This window comes from Pseudomonas sp. KD5, assembly GCF_012932895.1.
Classification (GTDB): Bacteria; Pseudomonadota; Gammaproteobacteria; order Pseudomonadales; family Pseudomonadaceae; genus Aquipseudomonas.
In genome coordinates this window covers 83,511-105,452 of sequence record NZ_JDWJ01000009.1, presented here as the reverse complement: position 1 = coordinate 105,452, position 21,942 = coordinate 83,511, and the positions used below count along the sequence as shown (strand labels likewise).

Here is a 21,942-nt window from a genome sequence, read left to right as displayed (position 1 = left end):
TTCTTCCTTAATTAATGGCCGTTTTCGTTTTGTTCGCGCGCCAGGCGTCGTTCTTGTGCCTGTCGCTGCAAGATGTAGCGGGCCAGCAGTTGTCGCTGGGCATCGGACAGGTATTCGAATTCGGTGCCGACGTCGTAGCCGCCGCCCTTGCGGTCGCAATGGGTGACGCGGGCCCGCAGCAACAGGCCGAGGGCTTGTGGCATCAGCACCAGCTTGACCGACAGGTGCGCGCCGACGGCAATGGGCGTCGGATGCTGAAAGTCGATGCCGCCTTCGGAGATGATCACCGGCTGCGGTTCGCCGATCTGTCCGAGCACGGTCAGGGCGACCACCTGGCTCAGCAGATCGATGCGTTTGTTCTGTGATTTGAGGAACGCGGCGATGGCTCGGTCGCGTTCGTTGATCTGGCGCAACAGGTGTTGCGACTCGAATTCGCTCAGGTGCAGTTCGCTGAGCAGGTTGAATAGCGGGGAAGCATCCTGCAACACTTCCTGGCCTGCTGCTTCGGGAGCAGACAGGGGCCGAATTTCCAGTGCGATCGTGTCCTCGATACGGTAGTATTCGCGGCGATCTTCTTCATCTAATGTCGACATGGCGAACCCATGGTAGCGGCGGTGGTCTGAGTGTAAAGCTGGTTATCGACCCCCGCCACAAGGACGTTCCTTTTCCCTCCGAACAAGCCCCGACATGTTCAGACCTCTCTTCGTATTTATCGGCACGCGTTATACCCGTGCAAAACGTCGCAATCATTTTGTGTCATTCATTTCCCTGACCTCGATGATCGGACTCGCCCTCGGCGTGGTCGTGATGATCGTGGTGCTGTCGGTCATGAACGGCTTCGATCATGAGATGCGCACCCGTGTGCTGGGCATGGTGCCCCACGCGACCATCGAGTCCGGCGAGCCGATCAGCGACTGGCAAAGCCTGGCCGCCAAGGTCAAGCAGAACCCGCAGGTGGCGGCGGTTGCGCCCTTCGTCCAGATGCAGGGCCTGCTGACCAACAACGGCAAGGTTTCCAAAGTGTTGCTCAATGCCATCGACCCTGTGCAGGAACGGCAGGTGTCGATCATTGATAACTTCATGCAGCAGGGCAAACTCGACGACCTGGCGCCGGGCAGTTTCGGCATCGTCATCGGCGACAAGGCGGCAGCCAAGCTCGGCGCGGCGGTTGGCGACAAGCTGACGTTTGTCGCGCCGGAAGTCACCGTGACCCCGGCCGGGATGTTCCCGCGCATGAAACGCTTTACTGTGGTCGGCATCTTCCATGTCGGCGCCGGTGAGCTGGATGGCTATCTGGGCCTGACCAATCTGCAGGATCTGGCCAGGTTGCACCGCTGGCAACCGGATCAGGTCCAGGGCTTGCGACTGAAGTTCGACGACCTGTTCCAGGCGCCGCGCACCGCGTGGACTATCGCCCAGCAGCTCGGCGAAGACCGTTACTACGCCCGCGACTGGACTCGTACCCACGGCAACCTGTATCAGGCAATCCGCATGGAAAAAGCCATGATTGGCCTGCTGTTGCTGCTGATCGTCGCCGTTGCTGCGTTCAACATCATTTCCACGCTGGTGATGGTGGTGAACGACAAGAAGGGCGACATCGCGATCCTGCGCACCCTGGGCGCCACGCCGGGCTCGATCATGGCGACGTTCATGGTCCAGGGCACGGTCATTGGTGTGGTCGGTACGCTGATCGGCGCCGTGGTCGGGATCTTCGCCGCGCTGAACGTCAGCGCCGCGATCTCGGCCCTGGAAGGGCTGATCGGCCACAAGTTCTTGAACGCCGACGTGTATTTCATCGATTACCTGCCGTCGCAAGTGCAGAGCCAGGACGTGTTGATGGTCTGCGCCGCCGCGTTGGTCCTGAGTTTCCTCGCCACCCTGTATCCAGCCTGGCGTGCCGCGCGCACCCAGCCTGCGGAGGCGCTACGTTATGAGTGAGTCGGGCATGAGTGATAAAGCAATCTTGAGCTGCCGCAACCTGGGCAAATCCTACGTGGAAGGCCCGGAATCGGTAGAGGTTCTGGCCGGTCTGCAACTGGAACTGCATCCGGGTGAGCGCGTGGCGATCGTCGGTACGTCGGGTTCGGGCAAAAGTACCTTGCTCAACCTGCTGGGCGGCCTCGATACGCCGACCAAGGGCAGCGTCTGGCTGGCCGGTGAAGAACTCTCGGCCCTGAACGAAAAGGCCCGTGGCCTGTTGCGCAACCGGTCGCTGGGTTTCGTTTACCAGTTCCACCACTTGCTGCCTGAGTTCACCGCGCTGGAAAACGTCTGCATGCCGTTGCTGATCGGCAAGACCGCGATCCCGGAAGCGCGTCAGCGTGCGACGGCGTTGCTGGAGCGGGTAGGGCTGGGCCATCGCCTGGAGCACAAACCGGCGGAGTTGTCCGGTGGCGAACGCCAGCGTGTGGCTATTGCCCGCGCCCTGGTGAACAAGCCAGGCCTGGTGATGCTCGACGAGCCGACCGGCAACCTCGACTCCCACACCGCCCAGGGCATTCAGGATTTGATGCTGGAACTCAGCACCTCGATGCGCACGGCGTTCCTTGTGGTGACCCACGACATGAACCTGGCTCGCCAGATGGATCGCGTCCTGCATTTGCAGGAAGGTTGCCTGACCCCCATCTGATTGGCTGAAACCCGGCACACTGAACAGTGCGTCGGGTCTTTTATTTTTATACGGTGCCCCAGCGAATGTTCAGACCGTTATCGATCTTTATCGGCACGCGCTATACCCGCGCCAAGCGCCGCAATCGCTTTGTTTCCTTCATCTCGATGACCTCGATGATCGGCCTCGCCCTGGGCGTACTGGCGATGATCGTGGTGCTGTCGGTGATGAACGGCTTCCAGCGCGAAATGAGCTCGCGCATCCTCGGCATGGTGCCCCACGCGACCATCGTCGGTGTGAACCCTATCGACGATTGGCAGCCGGTGGCCGCCGCGGCGATGAAGAATCCTGAAGTCACCGCCGCCGTGCCATTCACCGAGATGGAAGGCATGCTGTCCTACAAGGGCACCATGCAGCCGATCCAGGTCAGCGGGGTCGATCCGGCGCTGGAAAGCAAGGTCTCGATTGTTGCCAAGCACATTGTTCAGGGGCGTCTCGACGCCTTGAAACCGGGCGAATTCGGCGTGGTGATCGGCGAGATCACCGCGCGGCGCTTTCGCTTGAACGTCGGCGACAAGATCACCCTGATCGTGCCGGAAGTCAGCAATGCGCCGGGTGGCATCACCCCGCGCATGCAGCGGCTGAACGTGGTGGGCGTGTTCAAGGTCGGCGCCGAACTGGACGGTTCGATGGCGCTGATCCACATGGCCGATGCCGCGCAAATGCAGCACTGGCAACCGAATCAGGTGCAGAGCGTGCGCCTGGCGGTGAAGGATCTGTACGCCGCGCCGCAAGTATCGAGCGACATCGCGACCGGCCTGGGCGCCGCCTACAAGGCTGACGACTGGACTCACACCCAGGGCAGTCTGTTCAGCGCGATGAAGATGGAAAAAACCATGATCGGCTTGCTGTTGCTGATGATCGTCGCCGTGGCGGCGTTCAACATCATCGCCACCCTGATCATGGTGGTGAACGACAAGGGCGCGGACATCGCGATCCTGCGCACCATCGGCGCCACACCTCGGCAGATCATGGCGATCTTCATGGTGCAGGGCACGGTGATCGGGATTGTCGGCACCTTGATCGGTGGTGTGCTGGGCGTGATCGCGGCGTTGAACGTCAGTGAACTGGTGGGCTGGATGGAGCGGGTCAGCGGGCAGCACATCTTCAGTTCCGATGTGTACTTCGTCAGCAACTTGCCGTCCGAATTGCAGGGCGCGGATGTGCTGTTGATCTGCTCCGCCGGTTTCATCATGAGCTTTCTGGCGACGGTTTATCCGGCGTGGCGTGCGGCGAAAGTCGAGCCGGCTACTGCGTTGCGGTATTCGTAGTCCGTTAGACCGCGAAGGGGCCAGTCCTGCTGGCCTCAGTCCTTTCTTGGCAACTCAATTATGAACCGCGTCCACCCCTGAGCCGATTCGCAACGAATCTGCCCGCCATGGGCGCGGATGATCGACTGGGTGATCGCCAATCCCAATCCCGCATGCTCACTGCTGCCTTCACGGCGCGCGGGGTCTGCCCGGTAGAAACGGTCAAACAAACGCGGCACCAGGTCCTCGGAAATCCCTTCACCACTGTTTTCAACGGTCAGGCTCAAGCCTGCCGGTTGCTCGACGATCTTTACCCGCACCTCACCACCGGCAGGGGTAAACCGCAACGCATTGTCCAGCAAATTGGACAGTGCCCGGCGCAACATGCTGCGATCGCCCTGCATACGCGCGTGGCCGTCACGACTCAACTTCACCCGGGCGTCCTCGGCCAGTGGCGCGAAAAACTCCAGCAGCACATCCGCTTCTTCCGCCAGGTCCAGCGGTTCGCGCTTGGGCATTAGCAAGCCGTGATCGGCCTTGGCCAGGTACAACATGTCGTTGACCAGTTGCGCCATCCATTGCAGTTCTTCGAGGTTGCTGTGCAGCGCCTCGCGGTAATCCTCAAGGGGGCGAGGGCGGGTGAGGGTGACTTGGGTGTGGGTCAGCAGGTTCGACAGCGGTGTGCGCAGTTCATGGGCGATGTCGGCGGAGAAGGCCGAGAGCCGCTGAAAAGAGTCATCGAGGCGTCCGAGCATGGCGTTGAAGCTGTGGGCCATTTCCGCGAGTTCCGGCGGCATGTCTGCTTCCGGCAGACGGGCGTTGAGTGATTGCGCCGACACGCCGCTGGCGACCGCACTCATACGCAGCAACGGACGCAAACCACTGCGCGCCGCCCAGGCACCGAGCAGGGCAGTGGCCAGGGCCGAGAGGCCAACCGTCAGCCAGATCAGGTGTTGCATGCGCTGCAGAAAGTGTTGGTGATGGGTGATGTCCAGCAACAAGGTCAGTTGCGGTGAGTCGGGTTTGTCGAGGAACAGCGGCGCATTCAGGACGCGGTAATCGGTGCCGTCGTCGCTCACTGTCGACAGGCCACGCTTGCGCGGCAAATCTTTGGGCACGCTGGGCGAGCTGTCGTACATGCGTTGGCCGTCACTGCTAATGATGCGCAGCGAAAGATCGGCCTGTCGGCTCAATTCATCGGCCAGCCTGGCCTCGGCGTCGCCGGCCTGAATGTCATCCAGCGCCCGGCGTAAACCAATCAGTTTGTCATCCAGCAACTGCTGGTCCAACTCGACAAAGTGCGCCTCGCTGGCGCGGCTGAACAACACCCCGGCGAACAACGACACCACCGCAGTACAGGCGGCAAACAGCAGTGCCAGGCGGTTGCTTAATGAAAGCCGGCGCATCAGGCGGGGCGCTCTTCAAGGACGTAACCCATGCCGCGCACGGTGTGAATCAACTTGTTCGGGAAATCGTCATCGATCTTCAGGCGCAACCGGCGGATCGCCACTTCGATGACGTTGGTGTCGCTGTCGAAATTCATGTCCCACACCTGGGACGCGATCAGCGACTTGGGCAGAACTTCGCCCTGGCGCCGCAGGAGCATTTCCAGCAGGGCGAATTCCTTGGCGGTCAGGTCGATGCGCTGACCGTTACGCTCGACCCGTCGACGGATCAGGTCCAGGCGCAAATCGGCCAGTTGCAGGCTGGTTTCCTGAGGCGTGGCGCTGCCGCGACGCAGCAGGCTACGAACCCGGGCCAGCAGTTCGGAGAAGGCGAAAGGTTTGACCAGGTAGTCGTCGGCGCCCAGTTCCAGGCCGTGGACTCGGTCCTCCACCGCGTCTCGTGCGGTCAGAAACAGTACCGGCGTGTCCAGGCCTGCACCGCGCACCGCTTGCAAAATCTGCCAGCCATCGCGTCCGGGCAGCATCACATCGAGAATCAACAAGGCGTAATCGCCACTCAAGGCCAGCTGCTGGCCGGTGGTGCCGTCGGTCACCAGTTCGGTATTGAACCCGGCCTCGGTCAGGCCCTGGCGCAGGTATTGGCCGGTTTTCGGTTGGTCTTCGACGATCAGCAGTTTCATGGGCGACTCGGGTAGTTGGAACAGGTGCGTTATACCGTGGGCGGCGAGGAAGCTGGCCAATCTGACAAAGTTGTAATCTGCCTGTCAGGTAGCTGGCAGAGCCGGCTGGTAGAGTTTCCCACAAGCTGAACCTCATCTTGTTGGAGTACGACTATGTTTTTGCAAAAGCGTCTGGCACTGGCCGCTTGTTTGCTGACTCTGAGTTTAGGGCTGGAAGCCTCACCGGCGCAGACCTACGATTTCGGTCGACCAGCCTCGGCCGCCCAGGCCACCCGCAGCGTTGAAGTGGTGATGGGCGATATGACCTTCAGCCCCAAGACCATCGATATCAAGGCCGGGGAAACCGTGCGTCTCGTACTGGTGAATAAAGGACAGTTGCTGCATGAATTCAACCTCGGCGATGCACAGATGCATGCCAGGCATCAGCAGGAAATGCTCCAGATGCAGCAAAGCGGCATGCTGATGCCTACAGGCATGAAGGCCATGGACCACGGTTCCATGGCCGGAATGGATCATGGCGCCATGGATCACGGCATGAAGCATGACGACCCCAATAGTGTGTTGGTGGAGCCGGGTAAAACCGCCGAGCTGACCTGGACCTTCACCAAGGCCACTAACCTGGAATTTGCCTGCAACATCCCCGGCCATTACCAGGCCGGCATGGTCGGCAAACTGACAGTCAGTCAGTAAGCACTCAAAGGCGGGAGCAAAGGCTGGTAGAATCCGCTGATTCTTCAGTCAGGTTTCCGCCATGCATCCCGCAGCCGAACATTCGCCGCTGGGCAAATCCAGCGAATACATCGCCACCTACACGCCGTCCTTGCTGTTCCCGATCCCGCGCACAGCGAAATGGGCCGAGCTGGGCCTGACCGCGCAAACCCTGCCGTACAAGGGGGTGGACTTCTGGAACTGCTTCGAGCTGTCGTGGCTGTTGCCGTCCGGCAAGCCTGTGGTGGCGATCGGCGAATTCAGCATCCCGGCGGATTCGCCGAACATCATCGAGTCGAAGTCGTTCAAGCTGTACCTCAACTCGCTGAACCAGACGCCATTTGCCGACACCGCCAGCCTTGAAGCGACGCTGGTGAAAGATCTCTCGGCCGCTGCCGGCAAACCGGTGGGCGTGCGGGTTCGCAGCCTGAAAGAGGTAGAGGCGGAAGGCGTCGTGGCGTTGCCGGGCGTGTGCATCGATGACCTGGACATCAGTGTCAGCAACTATGAGCATCCGCGTCCGGAACTGCTGCGTTGCGATGAGTCGCGCATCGTTGAAGAGTGCGTGCACAGCCATTTGCTCAAATCCAACTGCCCGGTCACCAGTCAGCCGGACTGGGGCAGCGTGGTGGTGGAGTATCGTGGCGCGGCGCTGGATCACGCGAGTTTGCTGGAATACATCGTGAGCTTCCGCCAGCACTCGGACTTCCATGAGCAGTGCGTAGAGCGGATTTTCCTCGACCTGCAGCGGTTGCTGAAGCCGGAGAAATTGACGGTGTACGCGCGGTATGTGCGTCGTGGTGGATTGGACATCAACCCGTATCGCAGCACCGAAGAGGTGCAACTGCCGAACCATCGCTTGGTCCGACAATAAAGAGCCAGTGCGGGATTGCATTTGCAAATCCCGGAAATGAAAAAGCCCCGCTATCAATAGCGGGGCTTTTTTGCATCTGACGGGTTCAGATCCCCATGCTGACCAAGGCTTGCATGATGTTACGCAAGGTGCCGGCAAGGGCGGGATGTTCGACTTCGAAGCGATCGACTGCCAGGTTCACACTGTCGGCGAGGTTGGTGTCCTGGGTTTTGGTTTCCAGCTCAAGCTCCAGTTGGATCTGTTGCATCAGCGCGTGCAGGTCTTCGCGCTCGGCTTCGGTCAGTGGCGGATTCTGTTCCAATTGCTCGCGCAGTTTATTGAGCTGATCTTGCAGTTCGCGGGCGGGCATGGCGTTCTTCCTTTTCTCGATAGGCACTGGCATAGACCGCAGCGGCGTGCCAAAGGTCTATGGCTGACCTTTAGATTAATCCACTCCCGGGCAACCTGCATGATCTCAGTCAGGGCTTTTCGCCTTTGAGCCGACGCAGGCTGATATCGGCCAGGCAGGTATCGAGCTCGCCCAGATGATCGATCACCGAATGCACGCCCAGGCCGAACAACTGCACCGTCGCCTTGCCGCGCAAGTGTTCCCGTTCCTTCTGGCTCAAGGCTTGCCATTCGTTCGGCGCGAGCCCGCATAACGAGCCGCACGACGCCAGGCCGATGGTCCACAGCCCGGCGTTCAGGCCCGATTGCAGCAGTCGCGGCTCGCCGCTGACCAGCACGCAACCGTCCAGGCGCTCGACATTCAGCGCCATCAAGGCTTGCCAGCAGGCATTCGGGGCCGGCCATGGATTGATTGTTTCAGAGTGTTGCAAAGATTTGATCCAGGCCGGAAGTGCGACGGCCAGGGAATGGCTGAGGGCAGGGGGTAGTTCATCAAGCCAGGCGCAGGGAATCCGTTGTCGCTGCAAGCTGGACAGGCTCTCCAGGGCGCCGGGCGTGACCTCGGTGTGCTCGGCAGAAACGGTGCCGTGCTGACGCGTGCGCGCGCCGAAATCCACCAGGCAACCACTGAGGCCGAACAGCACGGCGGTCAGATTTGGTGCGGCAAGGGGCAAGACTTCGGCGTGCGGCATGGAAACGTCCCTGAAATAGCGACAAGGCTATTCACGGACGATGACAATCGAGTGACACGGATGTGAATCGCTCGCCGTCAGGAGGGCGTCGTTCGTAGACCATCGTGCACGATGCTGCCTAAACCGGGTTTTCCGTCATATACTAGCGGTCTTTGCGGCTGGGCCAAGCGCCCGCGTCAGTACAATCCAAGGAGTTTTTCTATGCGCTGGAGCAATCGACTCGCTCAGCTTTGTATGTGTGCCAGCGTGTTGCTGGTTCCGTTCGCGGCCCAGGCTGCCACGGAAGAAGACCCTTGGGAAAGCATCAACCGCCCGATCTACAAATTCAACGACTTTGTCGACACCTACGCACTGAAGCCGTTGGCTCAGGGCTACCAGTTCGTCACACCGCAGTTCCTGGAAGACGGCATCCACAACATGTTCCGCAACGTCGGCGATGTGACCAACCTCGCCAACGACGTGTTGCAGGCCAAGCCCGCTGCGGCTGGCGTCGACACCGCGCGTTTGATTTTCAACACCACCTTCGGCCTGCTGGGCTTCTTTGACGTGGGCACCAAAATGGGCCTGCACCGCAACGACGAAGACTTCGGCCAGACCCTCGGTTACTGGGGCGTGGGCAGCGGCCCGTACGTGATGCTGCCGCTCTTGGGCCCAAGCACCTTGCGTGATACACCTTCCAAGTATGTCGACGGCTATACCGGTCCGTACCCTTACATCAACGATATACCGGTACGTAACTCGATTTACGGCCTGAACATCGTCGACACTCGCGCCAGCCTGTTGTCGGCCGAGAAACTGATCACTGGCGACAAATACACCTTTATTCGCAATGCATACCTGCAAAACCGCGAATTCAAAGTCAAGGACGGTAAGGTCGAAGACGATTTTTAATCTCGACCGGTAAAACGAAGAGGGCGGCCAATTGGCCGCCTTCTTTCGTTTGGCTTGCGGGTGAAGTCAGGGCTATTTCATCTTCAGGATTGTAAGCCCGAGTTTCTGGCCGCCACCGTCCTGTGCTTTCACCCACACCACCTCGGTGTCGGCCTCAAGGCCTTTGAGCGCTGCGTGATCGGAATCGATCCGCACACTGAGCCGGTCACCGACCTTGAATGAGCGGGGCGCCTCCAGCTGCATGCCACTGCTGGAAAGGTCGATGCAGACGGCTTGCACCTCATCGCCTTCATGAATCAGCGACACATCGGCATCAACCCGCATGCGGATGAAATCGCGCTTTTCGCTGTAGTCCCGATCGGTTTGGCTCATGGGCTCGATCCTTCCTTTGGGTTACGGTTTTGCCTGTTCTTATAACTCTCGGTGATTTGACAAGTAAAGACGTCAAGCGACCATCGGCGTGAGCTTGAAACGCCTCGCGGATGGGAGTACCGTCTGCGCCTTAGAAGGGCACCTCTGGTGGAACAGTGAGTAGGGCAAACGCTCGAAAACGGTGCAGCAGAGAGGCTAGAAAGCGAATCCAGTAGTGTGTGCAGGGCCAAATGCCCAGCCTGCTACGCCAACCTAATTCTGGCGCCGTTTGCCCACATGCCAAAAACCAGTGCCACGCTGCTGATAATCGATGATGACGAAGTAGTGCGTGCGAGCCTCGCGGCCTACTTGGAAGACAGTGGTTTCAGTGTCCTGCAGGCCAGCAATGGCCAGCAGGGTCTTCAGGTATTCGAGCAAGACAAGCCCGACTTGGTCATCTGCGATCTGCGCATGCCGCAGATGGGCGGACTCGAACTCATTCGCCAGGTCACCGAACTGTCGCCGCAAACCCCGGTAATCGTGGTTTCGGGCGCCGGTGTGATGAACGACGCCGTCGAGGCCCTGCGCTTGGGCGCAGCGGACTACCTGATCAAGCCTCTCGAAGATCTCGCCGTACTCGAGCACTCCGTGCGCCGTGCCCTGGATCGTGCGCGTCTGCTGCTGGAAAACCAGCGCTACCGCGAGAAGCTGGAAAAGGCCAACCGCGAGCTCGAAGCCAGCCTGAACCTGCTCCAGGAAGACCAGAACGCCGGTCGCCAGGTGCAGATGAACATGCTGCCGGTGAGCCCCTGGACCATCGACGAGTTCCAGTTTGCGCACCAGATCATCCCGTCGCTGTACCTGTCGGGCGATTTCGTCGACTACTTTCGGGTCGACGAGCGTCGGGTAGCGTTCTACCTGGCGGACGTTTCCGGTCATGGCGCCTCTTCAGCCTTCGTCACCGTGCTGCTGAAGTTCATGACCACACGCTTGCTGTTCGAATCCAAGCGCAACGGCACATTGCCGGAATTCAAGCCTTCAGAAGTCCTTGGTCATATCAACCGGGGCCTGATCAGTTGTAAGCTGGGTAAACACGTCACAATGGTCGGTGGAGTCATCGACGAGGAGACAGGTTTGTTGACCTATAGCATCGGCGGTCATCTGCCGTTGCCCGTGTTGTACACGCCAGACAGTGTTCGTTACCTGGAAGGGCGTGGTCTGCCGGTGGGCCTCTTCAATGAAGCCACCTACGAAGACCACGTACTGGAGCTGCCGCCGGTATTCAGCCTGACGCTGATGTCTGATGGCATTCTGGACCTTTTGCCAGAACCCACACTCAAAGATAAAGAAGCTGCTTTGCCTCAACGGGTCAAAGCGGCGGGCGGCAGCCTGGATGGTCTGCGCCAGGTTTTTGGATTGGCCACGCTAGGGGAGATGCCGGATGATATCGCCCTGTTGGTGTTGAGCAGGAATCTTTAATGAGTACCGGTAGAATCCAGTTCGCCGAGCAGGACGGCACCTTCGTCCTGAAGTTCGTCGGTGAAGTTCGCCTGACCCTGTGTTCGGCGTTGGATGCGACTATTGAGCGGATCTTCACTGCGTTGAACTTCAACGCCATCGTGATCGACCTGACCGAAACCCGTAGCATCGACAGCACCACCCTGGGCCTGCTGGCCAAGCTGTCGATCCTGTCGCGGCAAAAAGTCGGCCTGTTGCCGACTGTCGTCACCACCCACGAAGACATCACCCGTCTGCTGCAGTCCATGGGCTTCGAGCAAGTGTTCAACATCGTTGATCGCCCGATCCCATGCCCTGAATGCCTGACCGACCTGCCAGACCAGGACCAGTCCGAAGAAGTGGTGCGGATCAAAGTCCTCGAAGCACACAAAATCCTCATGGGCCTGAACGACTCCAACCGTGAGGCGTTTCATGACCTGGTGAACGCGCTGGAGCGTCACTGATTCCCTGAAGCCGCTTGGGCCTGACAGGCCCAGCCACAAATCCCCTGTGGGAGCGGGTTTGCCCGCAAAGGCGCCCTAACAATCACCACATCTTCCAGTACTAAGCCCATTACCCAAATTCAACGCAAAAAAAGGGCGAACCCATGGTTCGCCCTTTTTGCATCCAGCTAACTCAAATCACAGCTTGGCCTGCAACAACGCCTCAAGCTTCTCCTGATCCCGAGCAAACTGACGAATGCCCTCAGCCAGCTTCTCGGTCGCCATCGCATCTTCGTTGGACAACCAACGGAACTGCGCTTCATTCAAGCTCAGACGCGCTTCACCCGCATGCCCAGGCACCAATTTGCGCTCCAGCTTGCCGGTATCCGCCGCCAGTTTCTCCAGCAGATCAGGGCTGATGGTCAACCGATCACAACCGGCCAACTGCTCGATCTGATTCAGATTACGGAAGCTGGCACCCATCACTACGGTTTTGTAGTCATTGGCCTTGTAGTAGTTGTAGATGCGCGTCACCGACTGCACGCCCGGATCATTCGCGCCGGTGTAGTCGTTGCCGGTGGCCTTCTTGTACCAGTCGTAGATACGGCCCACGAACGGCGAAATCAGGAAAACCCCAGCGTCAGCACATGCCGCCGCCTGAGCGAAAGAGAACAGCAAGGTCAGGTTGGTCTGGATGCCTTCCTTTTCCAGCTTCTCGGCAGCGCGGATGCCTTCCCAAGTCGAAGCAATCTTGATCAGCACACGGTCACGGCCAACGCCGGCCTTTTCGTACAAGTCGATCAGACGGTGCGCACGCTTCAATACGGCGTCAGTGTCGAACGACAGGCGCGCATCCACTTCAGTGGAAATACGGCCAGGAATCACCTTCAGAATCTCTTGCCCCACCGCCACACCAAAACGGTCACTGGCCAGGCCCACATCGCCCTTGCAGTCGCTGACGCAAGCGTTCAGCAACTCGGCATAACCGGGAATGGCCGCCGCTTTGAGCAGCAGGGAAGGGTTGGTGGTGGCGTCCACGGGTTTAACGCGAGCGATTGCTTCGAAGTCGCCAGTGTCGGCAACTACGGTGGTCATTTGTTTGAGTTGTTCCAGCTTGGAAGTCATGGGCGTGCTCTGTCCTATGGGTCTAATGACATTACCCGAGCGCTGACAGCCACTCAAGGGTGCATGTGCGTATCGAAGGCCCCAGCGGCAACATCCTGAAAACGGATGTTTGAAAGGCGGGGCGTGGTCTCGGTAAATACGATGCTGAAATGGAGGGCAGGTTCAATGGAGGTGACGGTTAGCGTGCTGAGCAGGCCTGGGTCATGTCCTCAATGCTTACCGATTTGACCAGCTTGCGAATTAGACCTTTGAGCGCTCGGGCCGAACAAGTGACGGCCGCCATTTCAAAGCGGCCATTTTCTAACGAGACAGAGCGCGGACACCGGCGCGCGAAACCTGCAAGTGAGTGACGAGGGATTAACGTCCCTCCAACAACTCTGCCGCCTGATCCAGCAACGCCAACGGCTCTTTAGCCTTGTGAATATCCACCGACAACAACTGCCGAAACTTGCGCGCCCCCGGAAACCCGGTGCCCAGTCCCAGTACATGCCGAGTGATGTGATGCATCGCGCCACCCGCCAGCAGATGCTCGGCAATATAAGGCCGCAACTGCGCCAGCGCCTCGGCCCGGCTGATCACCGGCGCCGTGCTGCCAAACAGCTGCTGATCCACCTCAGCCATCACATAAGGGTTGTGATACGCCTCACGGCCCAGCATCACACCGTCGAACGTCTGCAAATGCTCGTGACAGGCCTCCAGCGTCTTGATCCCGCCGTTGAGAATAATCTCCAGCTCCGGAAAATCCGCCTTCAACCGCGCCGCCACGTCATAACGCAGAGGCGGAATGTCACGGTTCTCCTTCGGCGACAACCCCTCCAGAATCGCAATCCGCGCATGCACGGTAAAACTCGTGCACCCGGCATCCCGAACCGTGCCGACGAAATCGCACAGTTCCTCGTAACTGTCCCGCCCATTAATCCCGATCCGATGCTTCACCGTCACCGGAATCGACACCGCATCACGCATCGCCTTCACACAATCGGCCACCAACTGCGGATGCCCCATCAGGCAAGCCCCGATCATATTGTTCTGCACCCGATCACTCGGGCAGCCGACGTTCAGGTTTACCTCGTCGTAACCGTGATCCTGGGCCATGCGTGCGCAGGCGGCTAGGTCCAGCGGAACACTGCCACCGAGTTGCAGGGCGAGCGGGTGCTCGGCTTCGTTGTGACGCAGGAAGCGCTCGTGATCGCCGTTGAGGAGCGCGCCGGTGGTGACCATTTCGGTGTAGAGCAGTGCGTGCTTGGAGAGCAGTCGCAGGAAGAAACGGCAGTGGCGGTCGGTCCAGTCCATCATCGGCGCCACGCTGAAGCGGCGAGACGGCTCGGAACGGGTAGGGCTAGTGTTTACGGGCGCTTCAGGTTTTTCGAAATTCATTAGTACTGATCTTTTATACAGCAGTTTTTACCCATTTTTCCTTGTTTTTTGAAGTCGGTTGCTACAATGTAGCAAGCGTATTCAGCAATGTAGCAACTGGAAATGGGCACGATCACATCACGCAAGCGCAAGGACAATTCGACGGCTTACACGGCGCAGATACGGATCAATCGGGACGGGAAGACAGTTTATCAGGAAAGCCAAACCTTCGACCGCAAGCAGGTCGCCCAAGCCTGGATCAAACGCCGCGAAACGGAGCTGGCGGAGCCTGGGGGCATCGAGCGCGCGAACCGCAAGGGCGTGACGATCAAGAAGATGATCGAGCAGTACCTGGACGAGTACGAAAAGATCCGCCCGCTGGGCAAGACCAAGAACGCGACGCTGAAGGCGATCAAGGATACCTGGTTGGGTGAGCTCGACGACTCGGCATTGACCAGCCAAAAGCTGGTGGAATTCGCGCAGTGGCGGATGAGTGAGGAGGGCGGTGGGGTTCAGGCACAGACGGTTGGCAACGACTTGTCGCACTTGGGCGCGGTGCTGTCTGTGGCGCGGCCGGCCTGGGGTTACGAGGTCGATGCGCTGGCCATGCCCGACGCGCGCAAGGTGCTGCGTAAGCTGGGCATGGTGAGCAAGAGCAAAGAGCGCAATCGTCGTCCTACCCTGGAAGAGCTGGATAAGCTAATGAAGCACTTCTTCGAGATGCAGGTGCGCCGGCCGGGCTCGATCCCCATGCCGAAGATTATTGCTTTCGCGATCTTTTCGACGCGTCGGCAAGAGGAGATCACGCGGATTCGTTGGGACGATCTCGACGAGTCCAGGCAGGCCGTCCTGGTGCGGGACATGAAGAACCCTGGGCAGAAGATCGGCAACGACGTGTGGTGTCATCTGCCTGATGAAGCCTGGGCGATCCTGCAGACCATGCCCAAAGAGGAAAAGGAGATCTTTCCCTATAACGGCAAGTCGGTGTCGGCGTCCTTCACGCGGGCGTGCCCGCTATTGGGCATTGAGGATCTGCATTTTCATGACCTGCGGCATGAAGGGGTGAGCAGGTTGTTCGAAATGGATTGGGACATTCCGAGAGTGTCGAGCGTGTCGGGGCATCGAGATTGGAACTCATTGCGTCGTTATACGCACCTGAGAGGAAGGGGGGATTCCTATAAGAGTTGGCAGTGGAAAGATTGCCTTCTCAAGAAGTGACGAAACATTTCTGAGTCGGTTTGGCCTGGTGGGTCGTTGCTTGCGGTGGGCAAAATTAGTATGTTCTCAGACCTGTGATATTAAAAAGACATCCGGCCTGTCTTTTTACCCCCAATTTGCCCATTGCTGAGATTAGAAATGAGAGCTGAGTTCAAGGAAAAGAAAGCGGTTTCTATTGATCTATTGACATTGGATGAGAAAAACCCTCGTCTCGGTTTCGCCAAAGATCAAGATGCTGTTTTAGCTCGAATGATTGCGTACGGGCAGCCTTTTTTTGCGCTTGCCAAGGATATTGCTGAAAGTGGACTGTCCATTGAGCCAGTTGTGGTTCAGAACGACGGAAACAAATATAAAGTTAGGGATGGAAATCGCAGGATTTCAGCGCTCAAGTTGTTAAATCGGCCACATCTTTGTCCTGATAAAGCTTCTAGAGATCGATTCACAAAGCTTGCAGAGATTGCAGAGCAGAATGGCCATTTACTTAGTAAAATTGATTGCATGGTTGGAGCAAGTGATGATGCGATTAATGCTTACATTTGGCGCGCTCATACAGGTGAAAATGGAGGATTAGGTCGAAAAAATTGGGAGTCGTTACAGCAAGAGTTTTATCTGCTTTCTATAGGCGAGAAAGGAGCATTTTGGAAGGCTGCGAAACTCGTGCTTTGGGCTGACGAAAATGACTTGGAGGTTTCGGAGGGGTTTAGTGTAACGACTTTGGGGCGTTATTTTAACGCTGCAAAAAATATTAGGCTGCTCGGATTTGATTTTGATGCTGAGGATAATATATTTCCGATAGTTCCCCTGTTTACAGCTGTCCTCATCGTTAAGAAAATTATTGGAGATATTGAGTCTGGTTTTGTTCACGTTAAACGTGGAGCTACTCCTGGAACAATGTCGCTTATGGGGGCGGCAGATCGTGACTTGTATATAGCGGCGTTTCGACGCGAGTTGAAGCTGGATTCTGTTGATGTGGTCGACCCTGTGCCTGGCGCTAATGGAACGGGTGCAAGGCCCGCGGCTTCGCAGGCCGGCCAACCTGGCGGAAATGGTACCAGTGTCGATGCGGGAGGTAGCAAGCCTGAAGCAGGCCCTGCGCAAGCAGGTACTCCAGAGGCTGAGGGGGCGAATGTAAAGGGTGGCAAAAACGGTACCACTCCCGCAACTCACAGCTCTCTCCGGAAAAAATATGTGACCAGGGCTTTGCATCCGCTGGAAATGCCCACGGGCGAACAAAAAATCAGAGATATCTATAAAGAGCTTCAGACTATCGAAAAGTGCCCGATAGCGGGAATGATGCTTGTGCGGGCCTTTGTTGAAAGTACATTCAGGGCATTCGTGAGGAGAAACGAATTGATGGAGGAGGGGCGTATCGATGGCGCCTCAATAAAGGACATGCTTAGGTTTATTCGAAAGAAGTTGATTGATGATAGTATTTTGGTAGAGGGAACAGGGTCGGATTTATTTCAGAAGGTCGAGTTGATGGCGCAAAATTCGATCGTGACAGTGCCGACTATGCAGAAGTTTATTCATTCTGAAATGTTTAATCCCAAGGACGCGGATGTTATAAGAACTTGGGATGAGTTCTATCACTTCTTGAAATTGCTATGGCAGTTGCTAGCTGCTAGGGCTTAATTGTTTTGTGCTCGGCTCCTTAATTGGGCTTATCTGTTTTGATGTGAACGGTAAGGGGTCGATGTTTATATTTTTGTAGATTAGGAGCTCTTTTGCAATGGGGCGTTCCAAGTGGCTTGAGTAGATTATGTTGAATGTTAATGTATTGTGGTCTTCGTAAATTTCTTGAATTTCTTCGCAGTTGTCATACGTCACAATAATTGGTGTCTTTATTGAATGTACCAGTTGCGCAATGCGTACGTGATCGTCGTGCGTATAGAAACTTGAGTAAAGTTGGTCGGCCTTCTTGTAGTATGGTGGGTCAAGGTTTATCAATGAGTTCGCATTGTGCGGAACTTTGTTCATGAACTTGATGGCGTCATCCGACGAAATTGTTATGTTGGATCTCATTTCGCTTATGTCTAGGATGCGTTTAGCTAGATTTTCTTTTGTATACCGGGCGTCAATTTTGTAATTCCCATCCTGGTTCTTCCCTCCAATAACTCCCCCTTTTATAATGCCCGAACGATTGGTTCTGTTCAGAAAGAAAGTAGCGAAGCCTAATTCGAGCTCGGTGTGCTTTAGAGGATTGAAGTAGATTTCTCGCTGCTTTTCTCTTTCGTCGATAGTCACTTCAGTTTCAAGCAGAAGCTTGATGAAGCTGCGGCTATCATTTGTAACGGAATTCCAGAAGCTATAAATTGCAGGGTCAATATCATTAATAAATATGTTTTTTACGTACTTGTTGCTCAGCAGATAAATTGCCGCGCCTGCGCCGCCGGCGTAGGCCTCAATGTACGAGCCATCTTGAATGTTGTTGTTCCTTAGCAGGTGCGCAAGCCAGGCTCCAAGCTTGGCCTTGCCACCGGGATAGCGTAACGGTGTAAGCATCTGACTATTCTCTAAAAAATCGCTTATGATATTGGATTTTTTAAGGGATTACAAATGGTGATTGGTAATCCCTCAGTAGTAGCGAAAATATAGCTCTTATTTAAGTTAACGCATAAGTTGTTTTTGCTCTTTGGTCGCTTTGTCTCTTTGCTTGTCGATGTAGTCGGCCAAATCTCTTAGGTGAATGCCAAGGGCGGCCTTTTGGCTATTGGCTCCAAGTCTGACAATTGGAATGTCTATTTCTCCTGACATGCATTTCAGTTTAAATTTTTCAACAGTCAGGTGCATGTAATCAGCACAAACGCGACTGAGTGGGATGACAGCCTGTCCATCGTATTGGGCCATGAGTAAAAAAAGTGTATTCATGCTGCCACTCCTATCGAAACGCCATCTACTTGAACTTTGTTTGCGTTAACTAACGCCATCATTGGCCACGGCGAAACCGAATTACCCACCATCATTACCTGCGTCTTATTGCTGAACTTCCGGCCGTCGTGCCCGGTGTCGATAATGTAGTTGTCAGGAAAGCCTTGAGCGCGGTACAGCTCGCGTGGTGTGAGCATTCGCATGCCGATATCGACGATTACATAGGGCGTGCCTTTGATCGTGACGGTGACGAGTGCCAGGCGGTCCCGTGTGGTGATGGTGGCGGCGGGATCGCGCAAGTCGTAGACGTTATCGCTGCCGTAGTAGCCCATTAAAAACGAAGCGACCCGCAAGGCTCCTGCTTCAATCTCGGGCGCGAGCGTGTACTTCACCAGTGCGTGATGTTCAGCGCCGGCCGTGATGGTAGGCACTAGCTCATCCATACTTCGTCCGACGCAATTCCGGCGCAGGGTTGCTAGGTGCGCCGTGACAATCTGTTGCTGGCTGCCGGTGGTGGTGATTGCGGTTAGCGGCTGGGTTGGGTGATGACCTGGTGTTTCGTTGTAACCACCGTTGTGTTGTGCGACGTACGCTACGGCCACAGCGAAGTGGCCGCCTTTGACGCCGCTGCATATGGTGCGCAGTGGATCGTCACCGGGCATGTTGCGCTGGCTGCTGCCATTCGCGTGTTCGGTGATGAAGGGCGCCAGTTGTGGCGTTACAAGGGCAAAGCCGTGAGCCCCGGTGATGGTTTTCGCAAGATCTTGCACTGAGTGGCAGCGGGACAGGTCGTTGTCACTGTGGTTGACGCTGACGATGAAGGGGTTTTTGTGTTCAACCACGTAGCGTTTGGCGCCTTTGCGCAGGCGTTCCATGGTGTTGTTTACCAGCGGCCGCTTGACCCCGGCAGCACGGCCTTCCTCTTTGGTGAGAAAGATGCTCGGGCACGGGATTGACCAGTCGATGCAACTGGCAGCGGTGCGGTAGGGGAGCTGCCCCTTGCCTGGATTTTTGAAGTGTGTCGGCTCTGGCCAGCGCAGAAGTTTGCCATCGCGACGGGCGATCATGAACAGACGCTCACGGGTGGTGGCGGCACCGAAGTCGCAGGCCTTGAGTTTGCCGTGCATCAGGTCATAGCCCATTGCGCGCAGTTGGCATTCGAAGTGGCGCCAGGTGCGACCTTTGCGTTTCGGGTTGGGCACCAGGTACTGATCCTGCACCGGTACACGCTCGCCGACCGCTGCGACGGTGAGGTCTCGACGAACAACTCGGCCTGTTTTCGGGCAGCGCTTGGCTATCAGCGGACCCCATTGCAGGATCTGCGTCACGTTTTCCATCGTGATCATGTCCGGGCTGACCTGGCCTGCCCATTTAATGATGACCCATGACAAAGAGCGGCTGGTGGTGCTGCGGGCCTGCCCACCTGCTGCAAGGCTATGATGGGTGCATTCCGGGCTGGCGTGAAGATGATCGACTGGGCGGCCACGGGTCGCCATACGCGGGCATACATCATAGACGTCGGTGATGTAATGCTCGGCGCTCGGGTGATTACGCTTGTGCATGCTGATCGCGTCGGCATTGTGGTTGATGGCAATATCCACTGGAATGTCGGTGGCCATCTCCTGGCCCATGGTCGCGCCACCGCCGCCTGCGAACAGGTCGACGCGGATTCCGCCAGCCAAGTTCAGACCAAATTGGGTTTTGACTGCTGTGGTGATTGGAGTGGGGTCGAAGGAGGTCATGCTTGGCCTCCATGGACGGGATCAACGAAAGTAGGCAAGCTTTGCGACCGCTTTGGCGCAAGGAGCCAGCAATGAATACTGACAGCGCTAAATTCACGAATAAGAGGCTTGTTTTGTGGTTGCTTTCCCCTCTCGGTGTGTTGTTCGTTGTAGGGGGGACGGTTTTGGCTTTTAACCAAAAAGATGCGCCTGCATGGTTTCAAGTTATCGGAAGCTTGGCGGCCGTCATTACTGCACTGGTCGTAGCTAACAAGCAGGCGCGTGATACTGCTCAAGCGCGCAGGTCTAAAGATGACGTGGTATTTAGGCTCGTTTGTGGCGTCGCAGAGCGTGCTGCTGCGGTGAGTAGCCTTTTGTTTCAGAATTTCGACACGATTCAATCTGATGACAAGGCTGCTCGGGTTGAAATCATGACGACGGTTGAGGAGCAGTTGCTCGCTATGCGCGGCATTAATCCTGTCGATTTGCCATTGCCAGATATGGTCGAACCCTTCCTGGTTATAAGGGGGGCATTGGAACAGAGTGTGGTTATGGCGCGTCTGCTTTCCGATACGGGCATGATTGATAGATTTAGGTGTGCGACAGCACTCTCGATGAACTCTCAGGCTATTCACGTGGCGGCCAGAAAGTTGTCTGGAATGCGGCTGGCTTAGAGTTCCTTTCGGGGGGTTATACCCCATAACAGGCTGCGCGGGCGGGCAATTCTGAGCGATTAGCGTTGCATCGGGTGTGGCTGCCTCGCGCAGCTTTTCGTGGGGTATAAGTGCCTCGGCAGTGGCGCTGATAGACGCAGTAATGCCTGCTGCTGCGCAGCAGAGACTCTTTGTTTTTTGTGTGTCGACGCCATTAGCGTGGCGGAGCAAAGCGGTTGATGCTTGGGTGGTATGCCGGTTCGTTTTCATGCCGCTTTCCTCCGGTGTTCGATAGCGAGTTGGTCCATCAGGCGCTGGTTGAATTGCTGTCATGTGGTGTGCTCCTGGTATCACTTGGCTGGTGGTGGCGGCAGCCATTTGGATTGGTGGTCTTACTCGGTTGGTTCGTCCTGCGGTCGCAGCATTTCTTCATCCGCCTTGTAGGCACGGATGTCGATCAGTGAGGCGACATGCCGGATGTGGGCGTACTTCGGTGCCTTGCGGCTGGTGTCCAGCGTGGTGATGGGAAGCTGAATCCGGCCGCTGTTGATCTCCGCTACAAACGACTGCTCGTTGAGGTTGCGGAAGTACTGCTCGCGTACTTTTTCAAGTGGGATCAACACGTCGCCGAAGGTGCGGTAGAGCAGTTCTACGGTGGCCGATTCGGGTGCGGGTTGTAGCCGGAGTGGGGTTTGTCCGGTGTTAGTCATCGGCTTGTTCGGCCTCCTTGCGTTGTTTTCTTGCTGGATGATTCCAGGCATTCAGACAGTGGCATCTAGTCAGCTCGCGCAGATGTTCGGGCACTTCGAGGAGCGCGGCATTGCGCTCCTCGCGTGTCCTCATGGCGATGATCTGGCGGGCATATTCCCTAGGCCACGTCACGGTTGTCTGCCGGGATAGCAGGAAGGTCGATACTCAACTGGTCCGCCAGCCAACGGATGCCGGCTTGTCTGACCTTGGTCGACTGGCTGTACTGAAGGCCGTACTTCTCGTGAAACCACTGGCCGTCTTTAATCCGCAGGTACTCGCGGTCGCGGATGGGGTAAGCCGGCAATCTGCATTCGTTGAGCAGACCTTTTTCCTGCATGAGAGCTATTAGCTGGGTCCGGGTCAGGCTCAGCTGAGTCGCGGCTTGGGCGAGCGTGCGTTCCATG

At 57.1% G+C, this 21,942-nt stretch carries 24 protein-coding genes; 11 read left to right on the top strand and 13 right to left on the bottom strand.

The window, feature by feature from the left end; translation table 11 throughout:
- Positions 1-11: 11 nt before the first annotated feature.
- Complete coding sequence (locus AF70_RS20180) at positions 12-593, bottom strand: PilZ domain-containing protein (protein ID WP_028939700.1); 582 nt, start codon at positions 591-593, stop codon at positions 12-14.
- Between the two features lie 94 nt (positions 594-687).
- On the opposite strand from AF70_RS20180, the gene AF70_RS20175 reads away from it, so the two are divergent.
- The 3 genes from AF70_RS20175 (at position 688) to AF70_RS20165 (ending at position 3,939) form a co-directional block, all read left to right on the top strand.
- Positions 688-1,938 carry a lipoprotein-releasing ABC transporter permease subunit gene (locus tag AF70_RS20175; RefSeq protein WP_007935280.1) on the top strand — a complete coding sequence of 417 codons (1,251 nt, stop codon included), beginning with the start codon at positions 688-690 and terminating at the stop codon, positions 1,936-1,938.
- Between the two features lie 7 nt (positions 1,939-1,945).
- A complete protein-coding gene (gene lolD / locus AF70_RS20170) occupies positions 1,946-2,629 on the top strand; it encodes a lipoprotein-releasing ABC transporter ATP-binding protein LolD (protein WP_018928149.1) in 684 nt (227 codons plus the stop codon).
- 65 nt (positions 2,630-2,694) lie between these two features.
- Complete coding sequence (locus AF70_RS20165; RefSeq protein ID WP_018928148.1) at positions 2,695-3,939, top strand: lipoprotein-releasing ABC transporter permease subunit; 1,245 nt, start codon at positions 2,695-2,697, stop codon at positions 3,937-3,939.
- 35 nt (positions 3,940-3,974) lie between these two features.
- On the opposite strand, the gene AF70_RS20160 is transcribed toward AF70_RS20165, so the two are convergent.
- Positions 3,975-5,324, bottom strand: coding sequence for a heavy metal sensor histidine kinase (locus AF70_RS20160; protein ID WP_019582085.1), 1,350 nt, complete (start codon positions 5,322-5,324; stop codon positions 3,975-3,977).
- Entirely contained in the window at positions 5,324-6,004 is a 681-nt protein-coding gene (locus AF70_RS20155; protein WP_019582086.1) for a heavy metal response regulator transcription factor, read from the bottom strand. Before AF70_RS20155 ends, AF70_RS20160 begins: the two co-directional genes overlap by 1 nt.
- A gap of 153 nt (positions 6,005-6,157) precedes the next feature.
- On the opposite strand from AF70_RS20155, the gene AF70_RS20150 reads away from it, so the two are divergent.
- Entirely contained in the window at positions 6,158-6,694 is a 537-nt protein-coding gene (locus AF70_RS20150; RefSeq protein ID WP_028939699.1) for a plastocyanin/azurin family copper-binding protein, read from the top strand.
- A gap of 61 nt (positions 6,695-6,755) precedes the next feature.
- Positions 6,756-7,586 (top strand): NADPH-dependent 7-cyano-7-deazaguanine reductase QueF, encoded by an 831-nt coding sequence (gene queF / locus AF70_RS20145; RefSeq protein WP_007935274.1) that lies wholly within the window; start codon positions 6,756-6,758, stop codon positions 7,584-7,586.
- Positions 7,587-7,671: 85 nt separating this feature from the next.
- Here queF and AF70_RS20140 read toward each other — a convergent pair whose 3' ends face one another.
- Positions 7,672-7,935, bottom strand: a complete 264-nt coding sequence (locus AF70_RS20140) for a DUF4404 family protein (RefSeq protein WP_019582089.1) — start codon at positions 7,933-7,935, stop codon at positions 7,672-7,674.
- A gap of 109 nt (positions 7,936-8,044) precedes the next feature.
- Positions 8,045-8,665 carry a hypothetical protein gene (locus tag AF70_RS20135; protein ID WP_019582090.1) on the bottom strand — a complete coding sequence of 207 codons (621 nt, stop codon included), beginning with the start codon at positions 8,663-8,665 and terminating at the stop codon, positions 8,045-8,047.
- Positions 8,666-8,866: 201 nt separating this feature from the next.
- Between AF70_RS20135 and AF70_RS20130 the strand changes: the two genes are divergently transcribed.
- The gene (locus AF70_RS20130) at positions 8,867-9,556 is read left to right on the top strand and encodes a VacJ family lipoprotein (RefSeq protein WP_019582091.1); all 690 of its coding nucleotides are present in this window, start codon (positions 8,867-8,869) and stop codon (positions 9,554-9,556) included.
- Positions 9,557-9,628: 72 nt separating this feature from the next.
- On the opposite strand, the gene AF70_RS20125 is transcribed toward AF70_RS20130, so the two are convergent.
- On the bottom strand, positions 9,629-9,928 hold the full coding sequence (locus AF70_RS20125; protein ID WP_007935265.1) for a PilZ domain-containing protein: 300 nt from the start codon (positions 9,926-9,928) through the stop codon (positions 9,629-9,631).
- A 276-nt stretch (positions 9,929-10,204) separates the two neighbouring features.
- On the opposite strand from AF70_RS20125, the gene rssB reads away from it, so the two are divergent.
- On the top strand, positions 10,205-11,386 hold the full coding sequence (gene rssB / locus AF70_RS20120; RefSeq protein WP_007935264.1) for a two-component system response regulator RssB: 1,182 nt from the start codon (positions 10,205-10,207) through the stop codon (positions 11,384-11,386).
- Entirely contained in the window at positions 11,386-11,868 is a 483-nt protein-coding gene (gene rssC / locus AF70_RS20115) for an anti-sigma factor antagonist RssC (protein ID WP_007935262.1), read from the top strand. Before rssB ends, rssC begins: the two co-directional genes overlap by 1 nt.
- A gap of 177 nt (positions 11,869-12,045) precedes the next feature.
- Here the strand turns inward: rssC and tal are convergent, their stop codons facing one another.
- Both tal and dusA read right to left on the bottom strand, forming a co-directional pair.
- Positions 12,046-12,972, bottom strand: coding sequence for a transaldolase (gene tal / locus AF70_RS20110; RefSeq protein WP_028939698.1), 927 nt, complete (start codon positions 12,970-12,972; stop codon positions 12,046-12,048).
- A gap of 357 nt (positions 12,973-13,329) precedes the next feature.
- Positions 13,330-14,349 carry a tRNA dihydrouridine(20/20a) synthase DusA gene (gene dusA / locus AF70_RS20105; protein WP_028939697.1) on the bottom strand — a complete coding sequence of 340 codons (1,020 nt, stop codon included), beginning with the start codon at positions 14,347-14,349 and terminating at the stop codon, positions 13,330-13,332.
- A gap of 102 nt (positions 14,350-14,451) precedes the next feature.
- Here dusA and AF70_RS20100 point away from each other — a divergent pair, with 102 nt between their 5' ends.
- Together AF70_RS20100 and AF70_RS20095 are read left to right on the top strand one after the other, a co-directional pair.
- Positions 14,452-15,546, top strand: coding sequence for a site-specific integrase (locus AF70_RS20100; protein WP_028939696.1), 1,095 nt, complete (start codon positions 14,452-14,454; stop codon positions 15,544-15,546).
- Between the two features lie 138 nt (positions 15,547-15,684).
- Positions 15,685-17,178 (top strand): ParB/Srx family N-terminal domain-containing protein, encoded by a 1,494-nt coding sequence (locus tag AF70_RS20095; protein ID WP_028939695.1) that lies wholly within the window; start codon positions 15,685-15,687, stop codon positions 17,176-17,178.
- Here AF70_RS20095 and AF70_RS20090 read toward each other — a convergent pair.
- The 3 genes from AF70_RS20090 to AF70_RS20080 all read right to left on the bottom strand — a co-directional run bounded on the left by AF70_RS20090 (position 17,161) and on the right by AF70_RS20080 (position 20,156).
- Positions 17,161-18,048, bottom strand: a complete 888-nt coding sequence (locus AF70_RS20090; protein WP_050438299.1) for a DNA adenine methylase — start codon at positions 18,046-18,048, stop codon at positions 17,161-17,163. The genes AF70_RS20095 and AF70_RS20090 overlap by 18 nt on opposite strands.
- A gap of 105 nt (positions 18,049-18,153) precedes the next feature.
- A complete protein-coding gene (locus AF70_RS20085; protein WP_028939694.1) occupies positions 18,154-18,414 on the bottom strand; it encodes a pyocin activator PrtN family protein in 261 nt (86 codons plus the stop codon).
- Entirely contained in the window at positions 18,411-20,156 is a 1,746-nt protein-coding gene (locus AF70_RS20080; RefSeq protein ID WP_050438298.1) for a DNA cytosine methyltransferase, read from the bottom strand. Before AF70_RS20080 ends, AF70_RS20085 begins: the two co-directional genes overlap by 4 nt.
- A 71-nt stretch (positions 20,157-20,227) precedes the next feature.
- On the opposite strand from AF70_RS20080, the gene AF70_RS20075 reads away from it, so the two are divergent.
- Positions 20,228-20,809, top strand: a complete 582-nt coding sequence (locus tag AF70_RS20075; protein WP_028939693.1) for a hypothetical protein — start codon at positions 20,228-20,230, stop codon at positions 20,807-20,809.
- A 371-nt stretch (positions 20,810-21,180) separates the two neighbouring features.
- Here AF70_RS20075 and AF70_RS20070 read toward each other — a convergent pair whose 3' ends face one another.
- Both AF70_RS20070 and AF70_RS20065 read right to left on the bottom strand, forming a co-directional pair.
- Entirely contained in the window at positions 21,181-21,498 is a 318-nt protein-coding gene (locus tag AF70_RS20070) for a pyocin activator PrtN family protein (RefSeq protein ID WP_028939692.1), read from the bottom strand.
- A 158-nt stretch (positions 21,499-21,656) separates the two neighbouring features.
- On the bottom strand, positions 21,657-21,941 hold the full coding sequence (locus AF70_RS20065; protein ID WP_028939691.1) for a hypothetical protein: 285 nt from the start codon (positions 21,939-21,941) through the stop codon (positions 21,657-21,659).
- Position 21,942: the final 1 nt, after the last annotated feature.